Below are 17,553 nucleotides of genomic sequence, written 5' to 3'. Positions count from 1 at the left end.
AATAGAGACTGCTTGATACAACTATATTCAAGCCTGGGAAGCTTATTACTAGTTGTTTTCTTTTTTTCCATTCTTTCTCCCTCTCTTATCATTTTTGGAGTGAACCATTAATTTCCTTGCAGCTTTGATGGGAACGGTGGCCAAGAGCCCGTCCTTGGCACTCAGCCAAATTAAATTGATAGGTCCCTTATAGGGGTCTCTAGGAGTGGCATAAGCAAGTTCTTGGAAATGTTTATCCCCAGGCTTGTGTTGTTTGTGTACTGCCAAATTTGCCAGGCTACTTAAGAATCCTTTTTTATGGTGTTCAGGGTTCAGTAGTTCAATTTTAAAATCTTCATATTCCATCAAAAAATGGTTGTCCGAGAAACTCGCATTTGCCTCCATATTAAGGTGGAGCTTGTTCAATTTTCCAGAAGCGATGAAGATGCCAGCTAAATTGTTCACAGTTTGATTGAGGTCTTTCATATCCATATCTTCTAAAGTCAGGTCAGCTTCCCATTCACGCTCAAAGTAATTTTCATGAACTTCCAAGCTTAATTTTCCAGATCCGTCAAAAACTGCAGATAATGTTACATAGAGACTGTTTTCCCGCTCAACTTCTTCGATGGTAGAAACATTCAAGACCAGACCATTGACCTCTGATAAATTAATTTTTCCAGGTAAGGTTTGACCACTTCCTATTTCGGAATAGGTTACCGCAGAATTGGTGACCTTTACGGAATCTACTTTCATGGGAAAGGTCAATGCCTCCAATAAATAGGAAAAGTCTTGTTTGAGTTCCTTTGGTGGAAAGGGTCTGTTTTTATCTTTCCCGATCTTAAAATCAACACTATCCAAGGTGATCGATTCTGCGATGATCATTAATGAATCTCCAAATTGGCTAGCTTCGCTCAACCCTCTTATGGCAACACTTCCAATGTCGAATTCCATAATTTCCTTTTGTTCGGGTTGATTTTTGGCTTGTTCATACCATTCCTGATTAAGCTCTAAACTGATTTTTTCTAAGTCCATCCGACCTCCTGAAAAATCAAAGGCATAAGATTCAAACCTAAAAATCTGATTTTCTGAAAGCAGATAGGAAAGGTTTTTAAGGCCTATTTTCAATTCCTCCAACTTAAAAGGAATAGCTTTATCTAGCTGAACAGAATCAGTCTCAATACCACTCGCCATGATTTCAAGATCATCAAAAGAGCCTATTCTTTGGAGACTATCATTTTGTTCAAATAAGATGGCTTTCCCCCAGATAGAGAGAAATTCTTAATTTCGCCTCTGGAAATGATATCTCTAAAAAGTGTTTGAAATGGCCGAGTAGACTCAACTTGGTCTTTTTGAAAATCCGTTCGAGTGAGGGTGAATTCTGGGTTTAGGAACTCCAAGATTTCAATGCTTATTTCTTTATTTCTCAGAAAACTGATAAATCCAATTCCTTCTAAATTCGCTCGTTCCACCGAACCAGCTATGATCGTCGGAATACTATCGACTGACAAAGGAGTGATTTGTAATTGGTTTAGCTCAATTTTTCCTTTTAAAATGCTTACCGATAAATTATCAAAATTTAGATCATACTTTCGATTTGGATTGGTGTTTAAAGTGTTTACAAATTTCGTTTCCACCCAATTCTCCAACAAAATAATCGAGGCAAATAAAAATAGTAGAATGGACCCTAATATTATGACTAATTTTTTCATTGAAATGACTAAAAAGGGTTTAAGTCAATTTAATAAAAACCAGCGAATTAATAGAGTCTAAAGTACGATCAGGATAAAATCCCTCCGAAAGTCTTTGGAATTAGAATTACCATTCCCTACCTACAGGAATCACTTTCCAGTTTTGGTCAATATAGGGTGTTTGCTCATAAAACCACCGGTAGATTTGTCGAGGGAGGCGGCGAAGTCTTCCTCACTTTCCATTTTTTCGTCAAATCTTTTCTTCAATTCCGGATCTTTACCCAGAATGTCCTGAATCATAGGTTCCATCACATAGGTTTCCATGTATTCAGTTTGGGATAAGATTGTATTGAAATACCCCCATTGAAAAAACTATCCACAGATTCAGGTTCTAACAGAATGACTGCTAACTCACCAAGTGCTTGATCGGTTTTTATTCGGACTGAACCTGGTTGCAGGGTAACTTTTTTTAGCCCTTATTCAAGTCAAAAGATTGGAATCTCATCAAGCCTTCATAAGGCCTACTGACCATTTCGAAATCATTGACGGTAGAATATTCTAAATTCAGTTCTTTGGGTTCTTCCAAGACTTCCATTTCTATCCCGTGCATTTCCATTTTTGAATTACTTCAGCCCATTCTACTGGAATCCAATAAGCTTTAGGTACCGGCACAGAAGAAACTGGCTTGTCCATCAGTATACTTGGTACTATTTGAGTAGTGGGTTCGCCTTTCCAGTCTACATATTCATTTCCAGTAATCTCAGATTTTACCAATTCGGATTTTACCCCTAAAAACTCTACAGAATCGGCAGGAGTATCCCGAAACCCAAATTTTACAACTACTGTTTCCATGGATTGATCTCTGTCCGATGCTATTGCCTCTTGAAGTTCATCAAAATGGTTTCCTACAGATTTGATCATTTGTTCCAAAAACACATAGGTTCCCAAAACCCGTTGTTCAAATGGTTTTAAAGAGTGGTTTTCTATTAATATGGCGGGTAGATGTCGGATATCTCCGTAGGTATGGGAAAATCTAGGGCTAAAAGAAAAAGCAATATTTCCCTCTGTAAAATCCTGTCCATTGGCAGCAAAAAGTAAAGGGCCTGGGATATGACCTTGATCTTTCAAAGCCTGATCTACTTCAGGTTTGAATTTTTCAGCCAACCAAGAAGAAATCTCTGGAGAATATCCTCCTGTTTCCACAAAACCGTAGGTGATGTCGTATTGGTAATCAGCACCATCAGTAACATGAATGTCTACATACAAATCCGGATCATAATTGTTTATCACCTGGGCAATGGCTTTGATTCCTGCGGTTTCCAATTTGGTGTAATCCCTATTTAAATTTAGGTTATTGGCATTCGTTCTCCATCCCATTACTTTAGGCCCTCTTTGGTTGACTCTTCCGTATTCGCTTTTTCTTTCATGTCCATCCACATTCAAGATGGGGATAAACAGGAGGTTAGCGTAGTCTAAAAGCTCCAATTTTTCTCCAACATTGATATCTCTAAGTAGCATCATCCCAGCATCTTTTCCGTCAATTTCTCCCGCATGAATTCCTGCCTGGAAAAGAATGAGAGGCTTTTTAGATGTGGATAACTCCTGTGCGGTGAAGTCTTGATCTTTGGATACCATCACTAGTTGAATGGCTCTGCCTTGTTCACTGACACCAATAGAATTAATCGCTATATAGGGTGAGCTTTCACTTAATTTTTCCAGCCAAGCCATCGTTTCCTCATAGCTTGGAGATTCAGTAAGTCCTGTTATTTCGCCGGGAGTAACCCAAGGATCAGTGGGGTCAGCGATCAAACTTTTACTTTTCCCTTCCCAAGGTAGTGTCGGAGGAAGGAAATCCTGTCCCGAAGCTTGAATTGAGATAAAGCCGATGATTGGCAACAGAAGAGATTTCCTTAAATTTTTCATAGCTACTGATTAAGGCCTAAATATGGTTTATAATCAAGGATTCTAATAGGATTAACATTTCAATGGTTCAAATTCAATGTAAATTTTTCTTAGTTAACTTTAATGTATTCTGGGTTTTCGGTTTGTGGAATTGGGGCTGAGGTTGCTTCCCACCAAGCCTTCATTTTTTCCAGTAATTCATTGGTAATCTCGGGAAGAGAGGAGGATAAATCATTCTTTTCAGAAATGTCTGCTTCCAAATCAAATAGTTCGACTTCATTTTCCTCGAAATAGTAGTGTAATTTCCATTTACCTAGCCGCATGGCAGTACCTGGCCTTGTTCTGAATAGTGGATCTCGGGTCTCATTCTGACCATATTGATAGGCCTCTAAATAAATCGGGAAATGCCAAAAGAGAGCTCTTTCAGGAATACTTCCCTCTCCAGTCAACATTGGAAGAAGACTGATCCCATCCAGTTTTGAGCTTGAATTGGTGATTCCAGAAGCTTCCAAGATGGTGGGATAGATATCTAAATTTGAAATGGGCGTTGAATTGGAAGTTCCAGCTGAGATCTTTCCCTCCCAAAGAAAGAAGAAAGGTACCCGAATGCCCCCTTCATAATAACTGCCTTTCCCGGATCTCAGAGGTTGTTGACTGGTGATGCCTTTCAGCCCCCATTATCAGAGACAAAAATGATCAGGGTGTTTTCCAATTGATGGTTAGTTTTTAGGTTGTGGAAAAGTAACCCAATATTTCGGTCTAAGTTTTCCACCATGCTAGCATAATCGGCATTTTCTTGTCCTATTTTGGATGATTTATGTTGGTACTTATCCACCAATGAATGAACCGGTTGAATAGGAGTATGCACTGCATAGGGTGAATAATACAAAAAGAAAGGAGATTGGGTTTGACTAAGCGCCTCCAAGGTTTTTGCCATGATGGCATCCGTTAAATAGGATCCATCTCCTTCCAATTCAACATTTCCATAAGGTGGGTAATAGCTACTGGGATGACCATTTTGTCCCCCTCCGATATTGACATCAAATCCAAAATCCAAAGGAGAGTCACTTAAATGCCATTTGCCTGCATGAATTGTGCGATAGCCAGCTCTGCGTAAGGATTTTGGAATTAGCTCATGTTTAGAAGAGATGGTGGTTGTGTTTGGTGTGGGGATTATTTTTCGGTCTTTTGACTTTCCTCTTTCCGAAGTTGCCACAGTATATACTCCATGTCTTGGTGACCAGAGTCCAGTCATCATAGAAGCCCTACTGGGAGCACAATTGGCTGCAGAGGCATATCCTTGTGTAAAGATCATCCCAGCTTTTGCCAAGCTATCTATGGTGGGAGTTTCGTAATAATCACTTCCCATAAATCCTACATCTCTCCATCCCATGTCATCAATATTGATTAAAATGATGTTGGGTTGATTCTGTTGCGCGGAAATAAGGGAGAGCGTAAAAAAGCAGTAAATTGAGAAAATGACTTTTTGCATGGAGAAGAATTAAAAACTGAAGCTAGTCATTCAAATACTTTCTGGCAAACTCTATAAAATAAGTCCAGTTGGGGCCTTCTGTATGCCCGCCATCATGTTGTCTAAATACTAAATCTCCATTGAGAAGGCCTACATTGGTGCCAGGATATTGATTGGTATCTAATCCCTTTTTTCCAAGCAATTTGTACACAGGACTTGCTGCTACGGCTGTCTTAAACATCCCCTCCGCATCGATCCAATGACCCTCCACATTGGGGTCTCCACTTGATATAAAAACAGGTCTAGGAGCACATAAAGCAAGCATTTCATGGGCATCGATGGGTAAATCCATAGGTGTCAAAGGACCCGCATATTTGATGAAGTTAGGTGTAAACCAATGATATTCTCCTGAGGAAGCTAAATTTTCCACTTGTTCCCCATACACCCTTCTAAATATCTTGGTTCCTCCAGCACCCGAGGAAGCAAAAAATCCAATAGTAAATCTAGGTTCGTCCACCATCGTTACCAAAGCAGCTTTGCCATACCTTGAAAGCCCTTCAATCTCTACCTTTTTGGCATTGACCAGGGGATCAGTTTCAAAATAATCCAAAGCCCTGCTGGCTCCCCATCCCCAAGCTTTCAGGGTTCCCCAATCGTCCAGTTTCCTTGCTTGGCCCTTATTGACCAATCCGATTATTCCTTCCCTTAAACCTGCTCCATTGTCCGCCTGAAAACTGGTAGGTATCAACATGGCAAATCCCCATCCTTCAGATAGAAGTTGCTCCTGCCAAGTGGGACCTTCAGGCTTGGGTCTTTGCATACTGGCAGGCCAAATCCAACTAAATTGCATGATCAGTGGGACTGGACCATTGTTTCCAATAGGTGTAGCCATCCGCATTTCAATATCCACTTGTATCTCGGGATAGGAAGAGTTATCCACATGTCCAATTAACTTCTTATACCTAGCATTTACCCCCCAAAAAGGCTGTCTTTTTCTTCTACAATCTCCCAAGTTACTCTTGGAGTATTCTTTGGCATTCGTCCATATACTTCTGAATCAAAATGCTCTTTGAGTTCTTTTTTCCTTTTCTCCCAGTCCTTTTTGGAATTGACCCTGGCCCCATTATCAAAGATGAGTGGATTGGGCAGATCTTTGTAAGGAGTAGCTTTGGACTCATCGGAGTTGGCGGCGTTGGGGGCGCTTGGATTTCCAGAGGGACCGGGCCTCAATTCTTCAATTCCCAATTTTTCCATCATCAATTGATGATCTTCCCGACTTAATTTTGCAATGCTATCTCGTCCTTGTTGTGACTGTTGGGCGACTGTGGATAAGTGAGCACCTATGCAAAAACAGGAAAATAAAAAGACAAAATATCTCATGGGATTTTTTTGGGTAAATCGTAGTAAGTCAATTTAAACAATGCTTATGTTAAGGCTTGAATAGGCCTCGCATTTTTAGTGAAACGATTAAAAAGAGGCTACAGCTTTTTGTCCTGATACATCAATTCATAGTATTCCTTGGCCATTCGATCACTTTCAAAGTTTTCTACCACTTCTCTCATGCCATTCTGAACGATATTTCTCCAGGCTGAAGGATCATCATAATAAATAGGAACAATTTCCTCCTCCAATACTTGAAATAGATTATTCAAGTCGAAATCATCCTGTTCCGGAATATTCATCTTTTTATAATCTGCCGAAGGGACAATAAAGCTATTCTCCCCATGCTTAGCGAATTCACAGATCCATCCATCGAAGGTGCTAAAATTTACTGCTCCGTTCATGGCAGCGGTCATGCCAGAAGTCCCACTGGCTTCTCTGGGTACCCTTGGATTGTTAAGCCAGATATCAGAAGCTTGTTTCAATCTTTTACTTAATGCCAGTTCATACCCGACACACACTGCTACATTAGGATACTTCTTACTCAGATGAACCAATTGATTGAATACTGAAATTGCTCCATAATCCATAGGATAAGGTTTTCCTGCCCATATAAATTGAACAGGTTTCGTAGGATTATTAATCAGTTTTTCAAAGCGTTTTAAGTCTCTAGTCAACAAATCAGGTCGTTTATAACTGGCGAATCTTCGAGCCCAAACGATCGTCAAGATAGATGGGTCCATGAGTTTGCCGGTTTGGTCAGCCACAATTTCAAAAGCCCGTTTTTTTAAAAATATTTCCTGTCGTCAAATCGATCCTTATCTTCCTCATCCAAATATTTGTACAGCTGTTTATCCGCCCAGTAGTGATAGTTTTGGGAATTGGTGATGGAGGTGATTTCAGGAATGTCCTCGTAATTTTCCCACATATGTCTACTGACCTCTCCATGTAGTTTGCTGACCCCATTGGCTTTTCTTGCAAATCGAAATGCAGCTAAGCTATGGTTAAATAAGTCACCAGACATTCCGGTCAATGATCTTACTTCGGAAAGTGAGTATCCGTTGAAATAGCCCATTTTTTCACATAAATAAATGTCATGCTTCTCATTCCCAGCTTCTTCTGGAGTATGGGTTGTGAATACTAATTGCTTTTTCACTGCTGACTTGCTTCCAAATTTTCTCAATAGATGGAAAATAGCACTGACCCCATGGGCCTCATTCAAATGATACACATCAGGATTAAAATTGAGTTCATCCAATAACTTGGCTCCTCCTAATCCAAGGAGCATAAATTGGGCAATTTTACCAGCTACATCTGAATCATAAAGTTTGTGAGTGATGGTTTGACTCAAATAGTCATTTTCTGGGGTGTCTGTGCTTAATAAAAATAAAGGGGCACTCCCAAATGTTTCTGGAGGTAAATAAAAAGCTTTGACCCATACAGGGGAATTATGCACCTCAATTTGGAATCTGATCCCTGTGTCCACCAAGAAGCTGTAGGTTTTTTCGAACCATTCTGGTTTAAGTGTTTGGTCTTGGTTTCTTCCTTGATCGTAATAGCCATATCTCCACAAGATCCCTATTCCTATGAGGTTTTGCTTTAGATCATACGCACTTCGTAAATGGGAGCCAGATAAAAAACCTAATCCGCCGGAATAGATTTTGAGAGGCTGATGGATCGCAAACTCCATGGAAAAGTAAGCGACTTTTTCAGGGTAGGCGACAGAAGGAGTGTAAGGAACGGAAAAGTTTTGAAAGTCAGTCATATATTGAAAATTGCTCTTCCTAATTTAATGATTATCATTCGCTCTAAAGTGCATAAAAATAAAAACCGGATGTTTTTTGAACACCCGGTTTCACCTTAAGCTTCTAATGCTGTCCTTCCCCGTTTATCGGGATTATTTTTTAAGGAACTGACATCATTCAATATCATGGTTTCTCCATCCTCTGCTGTGTATTCTTTCCAATTTGGCAAAGCACCGGCGTTTGGATTTCCTGTTTTCATAAATGCCAGTAGAGAAGCAGACATGGCTTTAGATAATTTTCTTGGCCTGTCACCTCCACCGGTATGCGTATACATACGATCCGTATTGTCAAACCAAAAACAAATATCGATGCAGTGGAATGCTTTCATTCTTCCATTGTAAAGGTCTGGTTCCCATCCAAACCAAGCTAGATAAACAGGTGCTTTTTGTTTGGACTTTGCATTAGCAGTATTGATGGCTCCTTGACGGTTGGATAGTACCATAGCCCAAATATCTGCTGGTGATGCTTCTGGGAAATCCTGTTTGTAGGCATCCACAATTTTTTGGGAATTATCCCCAAATCTTGGTTGAATCTTTTCCACAACCCCTGCCCAGTCTATTTTTTCAAGTTCGGGAGCAGTTCGGGTTGGGTTCCATTCATGAAATGTAGTACAGATCAGCATTGGAATTTCGGAAGCCAATCCATTTGGATCAGAAAAAAATTCTCCTTTTGGAATGGTTACGCCATCAGCCACTGGTCCAAATCCACCTCTAAAACCAGGAGTTGGGTTATCTCTTCTCATTTTTTCCAAAGCCTTATTGGCAATGTCTATATATTCTCTCCAACTTAATTCCTGAAGCTTATCGATAGAATCTGGGGTAAGGCCAGCTTCTTTCATTACGTATTCTCCTAATTTTCTGGAATATTCTTGGTCATTGGCACGTAGCATGGAACCACTCAAGGGGACGCCTTTGTGAAATAATCCTTTAGACGCAGGCATAGACATGGTAGTTGTGACTTTCGCTCCACCACCTGATTGTCCCATGATGGTCACGTTTCCTGGATCCCCACCAAAATTAGCAATGTTGTCTCTCACCCATTCCAAAGAGGCAATGATGTCTAATTGGCTTACATTGCCCGAGTGGGCATATTTTGAGCCTCCTACACCTGAAAGATCTGTAAATCCTATTGGACCAAGTCGATGATTAATGGATACAAAAACGATATCTCCGTTTTTGCTGATATTTTCTCCATGGTACCCATCTTGCTCGATGCCATTTCCGTTGGTAAATCCTCCTCCATGTAGCCATACCAATACTGGTCTCTTTTTTGTATCCAAAGCTGGAGTCCACACATTCAGTTTGAGGCAATCCTCGCTGACATCGTCATAATTCCAATGATCTGCAAAGGAGTAATCAGGGCTTGCATAGCGCTTATCCATAATTTGTGGAGCTGTATTTCCCCACCAAATCGTTGGCTTCACTCCGGTCCATTTTTCGGGTTTCTGTGGAGGCATAAACCGGTTTTTACCTGAAGTGTCTGCTCCATAGGGAACTCCAAGAAAGGTATACACATCATTCAAAATGTATCCTCTAATTTTTCCTGAATCCGTATTGGCTACAGCGATGTCATCACCTATTTGGAGAAACTGAACTGAGGGTGCATGACGTGCTGGATTAGGGTTATTTGCATTTGCGGTAAAAGGAACCGAAGCAGCTAGGCCAAGGCCTGCAGTTCCTACTCCCACTTTCTTAAAGAATTCGCGTCTTTGGTTTTTCATAGTTTTGGGTCTAATGTTAATGGTTTGATTAGCAGTAAAATATAGTCTTGTATTATTATTAAACTCAATTTAATCAGGAATTCTTAATGAAGAATTATTTAAGTGGACAAATATTGTTTCAAATTGAAATAATAGATAAAGACCATAAAAAAAACCGACTACTTTTTAGTAGCCGGTTTTCCTATTTTCAATTTTGTCTTTATTGACCTACCATAAATATGGCGTTGCTTAATACCAGTTTTCCTGATTCCCAGAAACCTCTGAAAATCGGATCATCTACAAAATAGACAATTTGTCCTCTACCAGCTCTTTCTGTGCCTATAGCCATGGATTCACCCATTTTAGATTTGATTTTAAAGCCGATATAACCTGTTCTATAGGCATCATTATCAGCGATAATCCCAGCATTTACACCTCGGGTTAAGTAGGCATATCTACTAGAATTGTTTTTCAAGGTGTAGTATTTACCACCCGTTCCATATCCCAAAGGATGAGTTTTATCCATGGTAACTTCATAGATTGCACCGGCAGCTCCACCAGAAATAGCCACTCTCTCACCTTCCTGGTAGGGAGCAAGTCGCTCTTCTTTTGCTAACTCAGTAGATTCTTTTTCTGCTGCTTTCTTTTCTTCTTCTGTATCAAATGTTTTTAGCTCAAACCCTTCTTTGTTGGCAAATGTGTTCAAGGCACCATCGATGGCTATTAATTTTCCTCCTCCGCGAACCCATTCCATGACATGGTCCATGGCAGGTTTTGACAAACCTCCTCCTCTGGTAGAAGGCATGATCAATACATTGTAATTGCTTAAATCATACCGCGCCATGTTTTCCAGCTCAAGATTCACCAATGGATAATTCAGCTCTTTTTCAAAGAAGTGCCAGATCGCTCCATAATTCAAAGAGCTAGTTCCAGATCCTCCGATTAAGGCCACTTTTGGAGCCTGGATAATTCTGATATTTGGTGAACCAAAGTCTTTACCTTTGTCCATGTATCCACTCATGGTGGTTTCCAAGGTGATTCCAAATTTATTGGCGATCTCCACAACCTTTTGATCAAAATTCGGCACATATTCATTTCCTCCCTTGGTGATCAATAAGGATCCGGCAGGGAAGCTTTTCCCTTCTACTTCAAAAGGAAACTCTGGATACTTAACCCGGATTCCTGCATTTAACAACTCAGCTAGGAAGGCCACATCTCTTGTCCCTTCCCAAGCAGCCATGTAGGCTACAGGAGTTTTTCCTACAGTATTGGCTGTAAACTCAGGAGCTTGGTATTTTCCAGCAGGATCTAATCTTGTTTCCACTGCATAGGCTTCTAGTCCATATGCGTAAGGTAAAGCCCAACTAGTGATGTCATAGGTAATGCTATCGTGAAGAGCCGGGTTAGGTTCAAAGAAAACCTGTGCCAATACAGATTTGGGTTGGTAGGCACTGATGATAATATCTTCTTCAGAGGTAGCAAAAGAACCACTTTTTCCTGTTTGGTATTCATATCCTTTAAGGCCGGATTTGGAACCTGCCTTGCCATATCTTATTCCATTCTTATCCAACAGTTCCAATAATTTGGCTACTTGGGCAGGGTTGCTTTCTCCTTTAATGACAAAGCTTTTGTATTTCCCTTTTGGATTGGTTGAGTTATCCTCGTAGAATTTGGCATATTCCGAGAGCAATTTTTCAGCGTTTTGACTGGTAACTTCTGCAGCCGACATTGCGGCAGTATAATGCCCCGCAATCCTATAGCTCAAAGTCACAGTATCACCTACAGAATTATAACCTCCAATACCTGCCTGACCGCCGCCGCCTTGCTCGATGGTCATTCCGATAGCACCATTAAACATCGGGTAGGAATCTCCATAAGATGGGTAGAGCAAGTCAAATCGCTCCTTGGTGAAGTAAAATCTTCCAGCCTCGTCAAAGTATTTTGCTGTATTTTTTCCAAAAGTATCCTGGAACTCATGTTGCCAAGGAGTCAATTGCTCATGCAAAGGCTCTGCTGCAGGTGCCATGTAGAAGGGATTATTGATTCCCTGTTCATGGAAATCCAAATGCAGCTGAGGCATCCATGCTTGATAGACTTTCAATCTTGCTTGAGATTCTACTTGTACTTGCCATGCCCAATCTCTGTTTAGGTCAAAGAGGTAATGGTTTGCTCGACCTCCTGGCCAAGGTTCATTATGTTCTACAGATTGTAAGTCAGGCTGAAGGGTGGTATTCATTTTTTGGTTGTACCACATGGCATATCGATCTCTGCCGTCAGGATTGATGGCTGGATCGATGATGACAATTTGGTTTTTGCCCATTCCTGTGATTTAGCATTTTCTGGATTTGCTAAGGTATAAAATGAGGAAATGGCAGCTTCCATTCCTACGGACTCATTGCCATGTACATTAAAAGACATCCAGTTGATCGGAATCGCAGTGGAAGGAGTTCCTTCCATTAAACCAGCTCTTTTCAGGTTGTCCGTACGGATTTGCTCCAAATTCGCCATGTTTTCAGGACTGGAAAGAATCGCGATGATCAAAGGACGCTTTTCGTTTGTCTCCCCGTATTGAATCAATTTGACGTTTGGATTGTTGGCAGCAACGTGCTCAAAATAATCCACCATCCGATGATGTGGGGTAAATCGATCACCAGGCTTATAACCTAAAAATTGCTCCGGAGTCTGAATTTGAGCCCAAGAGCAAATAGTGATCGAAAAAACGAATAATGAGAGAAGTAAATGTTTTTTCATAAAGTTTGGTAAAGAATGATGCCATGAAGTTAAAAGGAATTGTCTTTTCCATTCACACCGATCAAAAAAACTCCTCGGAGCCCTTGAATTCAAATAAATCTATTAGGTGCTCTGCCCCAACTCATTTATGTGATTACTTAGCACCCTAATGTGACAAAAGTTCCTGTAGAGGGGATTAAGAATGTTGACATTTGTCATAGAAATTAAAAAAAGAAAGCGATATGTATTTTCAACATGTATATGATAAGACCTTGGCACAAGCCAGTTATTTCATCGGATGTCAAGCCAAAGGAGAAGCAATTGTCATTGATCCTCAGCGAGACATGGATGTTTATTTGGCAATTGCCAAGCAGAATAATATGAAGATCACTCATATTACTGAGACCCACATCCACGCAGACTTCTTAAGCGGAGCGCGTGAATTGGCTGCAGTAACGGGTGCTAAAATGTATCTTTCCGATGAAGGACCTGCTGAATGGCAGTACGAATTTCAGCATGAAGGATTAAAGCATGGAGATAAAATCAAGGTAGGTAACTTGACTTTAGAGGTACTGCATACACCAGGCCATACCCCTGAAAGTATCAGTTTCTTATTGACTGATCACCCTGCTACAGATAAACCTGTGATGGTATTTACAGGAGACTTTGTCTTTGTGGGAGATGTAGGAAGGCCGGATTTATTGGAAAAAGCTGCTGGTATCGTAGGTACCCAAGAAAAAGGTGCCAAGCAAATGTATGAGTCCATCCAGCGATTTGCCAAGCTTCCTGATTATGTACAGGTATGGCCAGGTCATGGAGCAGGTTCTGCCTGTGGAAAAGCTTTGGGCTCAGTTCCAAGTTCTACTGTAGGATACGAAAAAGTTAGAAACTGGGCATTCCAATTTGAAACAGATGAGAATGGTTTCATTGATTACTTATTGGACGGTCAACCAGAGCCTCCAAAGTATTTTGCAATGATGAAACACCTCAATAAGGTAGATAGACCTTTGTTGGTGGAAGTTCCAAAGCATCCAAAATTATCAAAAGAGGAATTTCTATCCGCTTACCAAGATGGGTTGAAAGTTATAGATACTAGAAACAAAGTGGATTTTGCCAAAGGGTTCTTACCTGGTAGCATTAATATCCAAGGAAATAACTCCTTTGCTACTTGGGCAGGTTGGTTGTTGAACTATCAGGAGCAGTTTATTCTGGTGGCAGAAGAGAGCCAAATGGATGATTTGACTAGAAAATTGATGCGAATCGGTTTGGATAACATTTATGGATTTGTGGAATCAGTAGAGGAATTGGGAATTGAACTACAGAGCTCAGAAGTGATTGGATTGGAAGAATTCAAATCCATGGTAGGCAAAGAGGATGTTCAAATTGTGGATGTAAGAAATACCACAGAGTTTAAACAAGGACATGTGAAAGGAGCAGATCACGTATTTGTGGGAACTCTTGGAGACAACTTAGATAAGATCAATCAGGATAAGCAAGTGGTGATCCATTGTCAAAGTGGAGATCGGGCAGCAATTGCCTATTCTCTTCTTAGAAGAAATGGATTTGAAAACGTGAAAAACTATTCCGCTGGAATGAAGGAATGGAAAGAGGCTGGACAGGAAACTGTCACCAATGAATTAGTAAACATTTAAAGAAAATAGATATGGGTTTTTTCTCAGCAATATTCGGAACGACGGACAACACTCAATTAGTGGAAGCCATCAAGGATGGGGCATTTCTGGTGGATGTAAGAACTCCAGGTGAGTTTGCCTTGGGTAGTGTCAAAGGAGCGGTGAATATCCCTTTGGATAGAATTGCTAGCCAATTGGCACAATTTAAAAACAAAAAGCACGTAGTGGTGTTTTGTAGAAGTGGAAACCGAAGCGGACAGGCTCAAAGTATTTTACAACATTATGGGATTTCAAATGTCATTGATGGTGGTACTGTGGGTAATGTCAAAGAGTGTGTAGGTTAAAAAAAGGTTTGGGTTATATGAAAAGAGAGTCAATGTTGACTCTCTTTTTTTGTCTTAAATAGGTTTTTTTAGGAAAACGCCTCTCTCAAATACTTCGCAGTATAGTTGTTTTGTTCCTTCATCATATCTTCAGGAGTTCCTTCAAAGGTCAAATAACCACCTTTGTTTCCTCCTTCTGGACCAAGATCAATTACCCAATCCGCTGATTTGATTACTTCAGTATTATGCTCGATGATGATGACCGAATGTCCCTGATCAATCAAGGCATTGATGGAATGGAGTAATTTTTTGATGTCATGGAAATGTAGGCCAGTGGTCGGCTCATCAAAAATGAAAAGGATGTGCTCATTGGATTTACTGCCACCTTTGCCTAAAAAGGAGGCTAGTTTTACACGTTGGGCCTCTCCCCCAGATAGGGTGTTGGAGCTTTGTCCCATCCCAATATAGCCCAGACCCACCTCCTGAAGAGGAAGTAGTTTGTTGACAATTTGAGTTTTGCCTTGGAAGAACTCAATGGCTTCATCAATGGTCATGTCCAGCACCTCGGCAATGTCTTTTTCCTTGTATTTAACATCCAGGATTTCATTTTTGAAACGTTTTCCTTTACAGGATTCGCAGGTCAAATGAATATCTGCCATAAACTGCATTTCTACAGTAGTAGTACCTTCACCCGCACAGGCTTCACATCTTCCACCATCCACATTGAAAGAGAAAAAGGCAGGTTTGTAGCCTCTCTGTTTAGAGATGGTCTGGTCCGAATACAAGGACCGGATGGCATCATATGCCTTTACATAGGTTACCGGGTTAGACCTCGAGGATTTTCCGATTGGGTTTTGATCCACGAATTCAATTTGGGAAACAGATCTATAGTCCCCATCGATCTTATCATATTTCCCACTCTCATCAATCACAGTGCCCAGCATTTTTCCTAAGGCAGGATACAAGACTTTCTTCACCAAAGTTGATTTTCGGAACCAGAAACACCCGTTACCACCGTTAATGTCTTCAATGGGAATTTGACAGTCAGGTTTTTAAGGTTGTTCTCTCTTGCGCCTTTGACGATAATGCTGTCTTTCCATTTTCTATTTCCGTCCTTCTCGAAAATCAACTCCTCTCCACGGAGGTATTTGGCTGTATAAGTTTGAGCAGATGCCATCAAATCTTGAATAGGGCCTTGAAATAACAGCTCTCCTCCATTGACGCCTGCATCCGGACCAATATCAATAATTTGATCTGCAGCTTTCATCACCTTCTCCTCATGTTCTACCACAATGACGGTATTGCCTAAATCACGAAGGGATTTTAAAACTCCAATCAAACGATCGGTATCCCTGGGATGTAACCCAATACTCGGTTCATCCAAAATATACATGGAACCTACCAAAGCAGATCCCAAAGAAGTTGCCAGTTTGATTCGTTGGTATTCTCCACCGGAAAGGGTAGAGGTAAGCCTATTCAATGTCAAATAGCCCAATCCCACTTGATCCATGTATTCCAACCGACTTTGGATTTCTTTAAGTAAACGATTGGCGATTTTTGCCTGATGTGCCGGTAAATCCAATTTCTGGAAAAATGCCAAAGCTTCATCAATGGGCATCAAGACTAAGTCAATAATGGATTTTCCATTAATTTTTACATAAGAAGCATCCTTTCGAAGTCGGGTTCCTTGGCAATCCGGACAGGTCGTCCTGCCTCGGAATCGTGAAAGCATCACTCGGTACTGGATTTTGTGGGTTTTGGATTCCAGGTCTTTGAAGAAAGCATCCAAGCCTTTGAAATACTTGTTCCCTTTCCAGATCAAGTTTTGCTCCTTTTCTGTCAATTCACTATACGATCTGTGAATAGGGAAATCGAATTCAATTCCTCAATTCCTTTTTCAGCAAAGGCTCTAACCAACTTCTAGAGGTCTCTCCTCTCCATGGGGCAATGGCTCCTTCAAACACCGACATTTCTTTGTCAGGAATTACCAGATCAGGATCTATACCTAATACATTTCCAAATCCTTCACAGGTTCTACAAGCACCATAGGGGTTGTTGAAAGAGAAAAAATTGACAGACGGAATTTCGAATGACATTCCATCCAGCTCGAACCGATCCGAAAAGGTACGGGTCTCTTTTCCTGGAATCGTGATTTTACAGTCTCCATGACCTTCAAATAAGGCCGTTTGTACGGAATCTGCTAGTCTGAATTGATTGTCTTCATCATCCTGGATGACAGATGCCCGATCAATTAAGATTTCATAGGTTCCTTTGGGTACACTTTTCTCTCCCAATAAGTCTTCTACAAAATATACCTCTTCATCAATCAAAATTCGGGTATATCCTTTTTGAAGCAAAAGCTCCAGTTCCTGCTCGATTTTTCTACCTCTTTGAATTTGAAGCGGACAGGAAATCATGACTTTGGTACCTTCTTCAAAAGATTGGATAAAGTCTACAATGTCAGTTACTGTATGGTGTTTGACTTCATTTCCGGAAATGGGCGAATAGGTTTTTCCGACTCTGGAGAAAAGTAACTTCAGATAATCATAGATTTCAGTGGTCGTTCCAACGGTAGAGCGAGGGTTTTTGGTGTTGACTTTTTGTTGAATCGCTATGGCAGGAGCTACCCCTTTGATGTATTCAACATCGGGTTTTTCCATCCTTCCCAAAAACTGCCGTGCATAGGAGGAAAGGCTCTCCACATACATGCGTTGTCCCTCAGCAAAAAGTGTATCGAAAGCCAGAGAAGATTTTCCTGAGCCGGAAAGTCCAGTCACAACAATCAATTTATTTCGAGGAATGGCGACACTTAAATTTTTTAAGTTATTGACCCTCGCATTTTTTATGATAATAAAATTCTTAGGGTCAAAAGAATCAATGTCGATATTGGAGGATAAAGTGCTCAAAGTCATAGCTGGCAAAGATAATCATGATCTAGGGAAATG

General features: G+C 40.6%; 16 protein-coding genes and 1 pseudogene. 2 read left to right on the top strand and 15 right to left on the bottom strand.

The genetic code is table 11. The features are described 5' to 3' along the window. Positions 1-48: 48 nt before the first annotated feature. The 14 genes from V8V91_RS15345 to V8V91_RS15280 all read right to left on the bottom strand — a co-directional run bounded on the left by V8V91_RS15345 (position 49) and on the right by V8V91_RS15280 (position 12,675). Positions 49-1,170 carry a DUF748 domain-containing protein gene (locus V8V91_RS15345; protein WP_373395976.1) on the bottom strand — a complete coding sequence of 374 codons (1,122 nt, stop codon included), beginning with the start codon at positions 1,168-1,170 and terminating at the stop codon, positions 49-51. A 23-nt stretch (positions 1,171-1,193) separates the two neighbouring features. After that, on the bottom strand, positions 1,194-1,688 hold the full coding sequence (locus V8V91_RS15340; protein WP_373395975.1) for a hypothetical protein: 495 nt from the start codon (positions 1,686-1,688) through the stop codon (positions 1,194-1,196). A gap of 129 nt (positions 1,689-1,817) precedes the next feature. Continuing rightward, positions 1,818-1,991 carry a hypothetical protein gene (locus V8V91_RS15335; protein WP_373395973.1) on the bottom strand — a complete coding sequence of 58 codons (174 nt, stop codon included), beginning with the start codon at positions 1,989-1,991 and terminating at the stop codon, positions 1,818-1,820. Positions 1,992-2,136: 145 nt separating this feature from the next. Then, the gene (locus V8V91_RS15330) at positions 2,137-2,277 is read right to left on the bottom strand and encodes a hypothetical protein (protein ID WP_373395972.1); all 141 of its coding nucleotides are present in this window, start codon (positions 2,275-2,277) and stop codon (positions 2,137-2,139) included. After that, positions 2,265-3,590, bottom strand: coding sequence for a M14 family metallopeptidase (locus V8V91_RS15325; protein ID WP_373395970.1), 1,326 nt, complete (start codon positions 3,588-3,590; stop codon positions 2,265-2,267). The genes V8V91_RS15330 and V8V91_RS15325 overlap by 13 nt, the downstream gene beginning before the upstream one ends. Positions 3,591-3,679: 89 nt before the next feature. Further along, positions 3,680-4,177 carry a sulfatase/phosphatase domain-containing protein gene (locus tag V8V91_RS15320; protein WP_373400713.1) on the bottom strand — a complete coding sequence of 166 codons (498 nt, stop codon included), beginning with the start codon at positions 4,175-4,177 and terminating at the stop codon, positions 3,680-3,682. Positions 4,178-4,236: 59 nt separating this feature from the next. Then, positions 4,237-5,061 (bottom strand): sulfatase-like hydrolase/transferase, encoded by an 825-nt coding sequence (locus V8V91_RS15315; protein WP_373395968.1) that lies wholly within the window; start codon positions 5,059-5,061, stop codon positions 4,237-4,239. Between the two features lie 22 nt (positions 5,062-5,083). Continuing rightward, positions 5,084-6,052 carry an acetylxylan esterase gene (locus tag V8V91_RS15310; protein WP_373395967.1) on the bottom strand — a complete coding sequence of 323 codons (969 nt, stop codon included), beginning with the start codon at positions 6,050-6,052 and terminating at the stop codon, positions 5,084-5,086. Further along, positions 6,010-6,420 carry a hypothetical protein gene (locus V8V91_RS15305; RefSeq protein WP_373395965.1) on the bottom strand — a complete coding sequence of 137 codons (411 nt, stop codon included), beginning with the start codon at positions 6,418-6,420 and terminating at the stop codon, positions 6,010-6,012. The genes V8V91_RS15310 and V8V91_RS15305 overlap by 43 nt, the downstream gene beginning before the upstream one ends. Before the next feature lie 98 nt (positions 6,421-6,518). Next, a complete protein-coding gene (glgP, locus tag V8V91_RS15300; protein WP_373395964.1) occupies positions 6,519-7,163 on the bottom strand; it encodes an alpha-glucan family phosphorylase in 645 nt (214 codons plus the stop codon). Positions 7,164-7,207: 44 nt separating this feature from the next. Then, positions 7,208-8,185, bottom strand: a complete 978-nt coding sequence (glgP, locus tag V8V91_RS15295; RefSeq protein WP_373395963.1) for an alpha-glucan family phosphorylase — start codon at positions 8,183-8,185, stop codon at positions 7,208-7,210. 95 nt (positions 8,186-8,280) lie between these two features. Continuing rightward, on the bottom strand, positions 8,281-9,945 hold the full coding sequence (locus tag V8V91_RS15290; RefSeq protein ID WP_373395962.1) for a carboxylesterase/lipase family protein: 1,665 nt from the start codon (positions 9,943-9,945) through the stop codon (positions 8,281-8,283). A gap of 199 nt (positions 9,946-10,144) precedes the next feature. After that, on the bottom strand, positions 10,145-12,244 hold the full coding sequence (locus V8V91_RS15285) for a zinc carboxypeptidase (RefSeq protein WP_373395961.1): 2,100 nt from the start codon (positions 12,242-12,244) through the stop codon (positions 10,145-10,147). Further along, positions 12,157-12,675 (bottom strand): M14 family zinc carboxypeptidase, encoded by a 519-nt coding sequence (locus V8V91_RS15280; protein WP_373395960.1) that lies wholly within the window; start codon positions 12,673-12,675, stop codon positions 12,157-12,159. Before V8V91_RS15280 ends, V8V91_RS15285 begins: the two co-directional genes overlap by 88 nt. A gap of 221 nt (positions 12,676-12,896) precedes the next feature. Here V8V91_RS15280 and V8V91_RS15275 point away from each other — a divergent pair, with 221 nt between their 5' ends. Together V8V91_RS15275 and V8V91_RS15270 are read left to right on the top strand one after the other, a co-directional pair. Continuing rightward, entirely contained in the window at positions 12,897-14,306 is a 1,410-nt protein-coding gene (locus tag V8V91_RS15275; RefSeq protein ID WP_373395959.1) for a rhodanese-like domain-containing protein, read from the top strand. A gap of 11 nt (positions 14,307-14,317) precedes the next feature. Then, a complete protein-coding gene (locus V8V91_RS15270) occupies positions 14,318-14,629 on the top strand; it encodes a rhodanese-like domain-containing protein (RefSeq protein WP_373395958.1) in 312 nt (103 codons plus the stop codon). A gap of 68 nt (positions 14,630-14,697) precedes the next feature. Here the strand turns inward: V8V91_RS15270 and uvrA are convergent. Then, a pseudogene (uvrA, locus tag V8V91_RS15265) lies at positions 14,698-17,520 on the bottom strand (excinuclease ABC subunit UvrA). Between the last annotated feature and the right edge of the window lie 33 nt (positions 17,521-17,553).

Origin of the sequence: Algoriphagus halophilus (assembly GCF_041729275.1) — a bacterium.
GTDB lineage: Bacteria > Bacteroidota > Bacteroidia > Cytophagales > Cyclobacteriaceae > Algoriphagus > Algoriphagus halophilus_A.
This window is presented reverse-complemented; position numbering and strand designations above follow the sequence as displayed.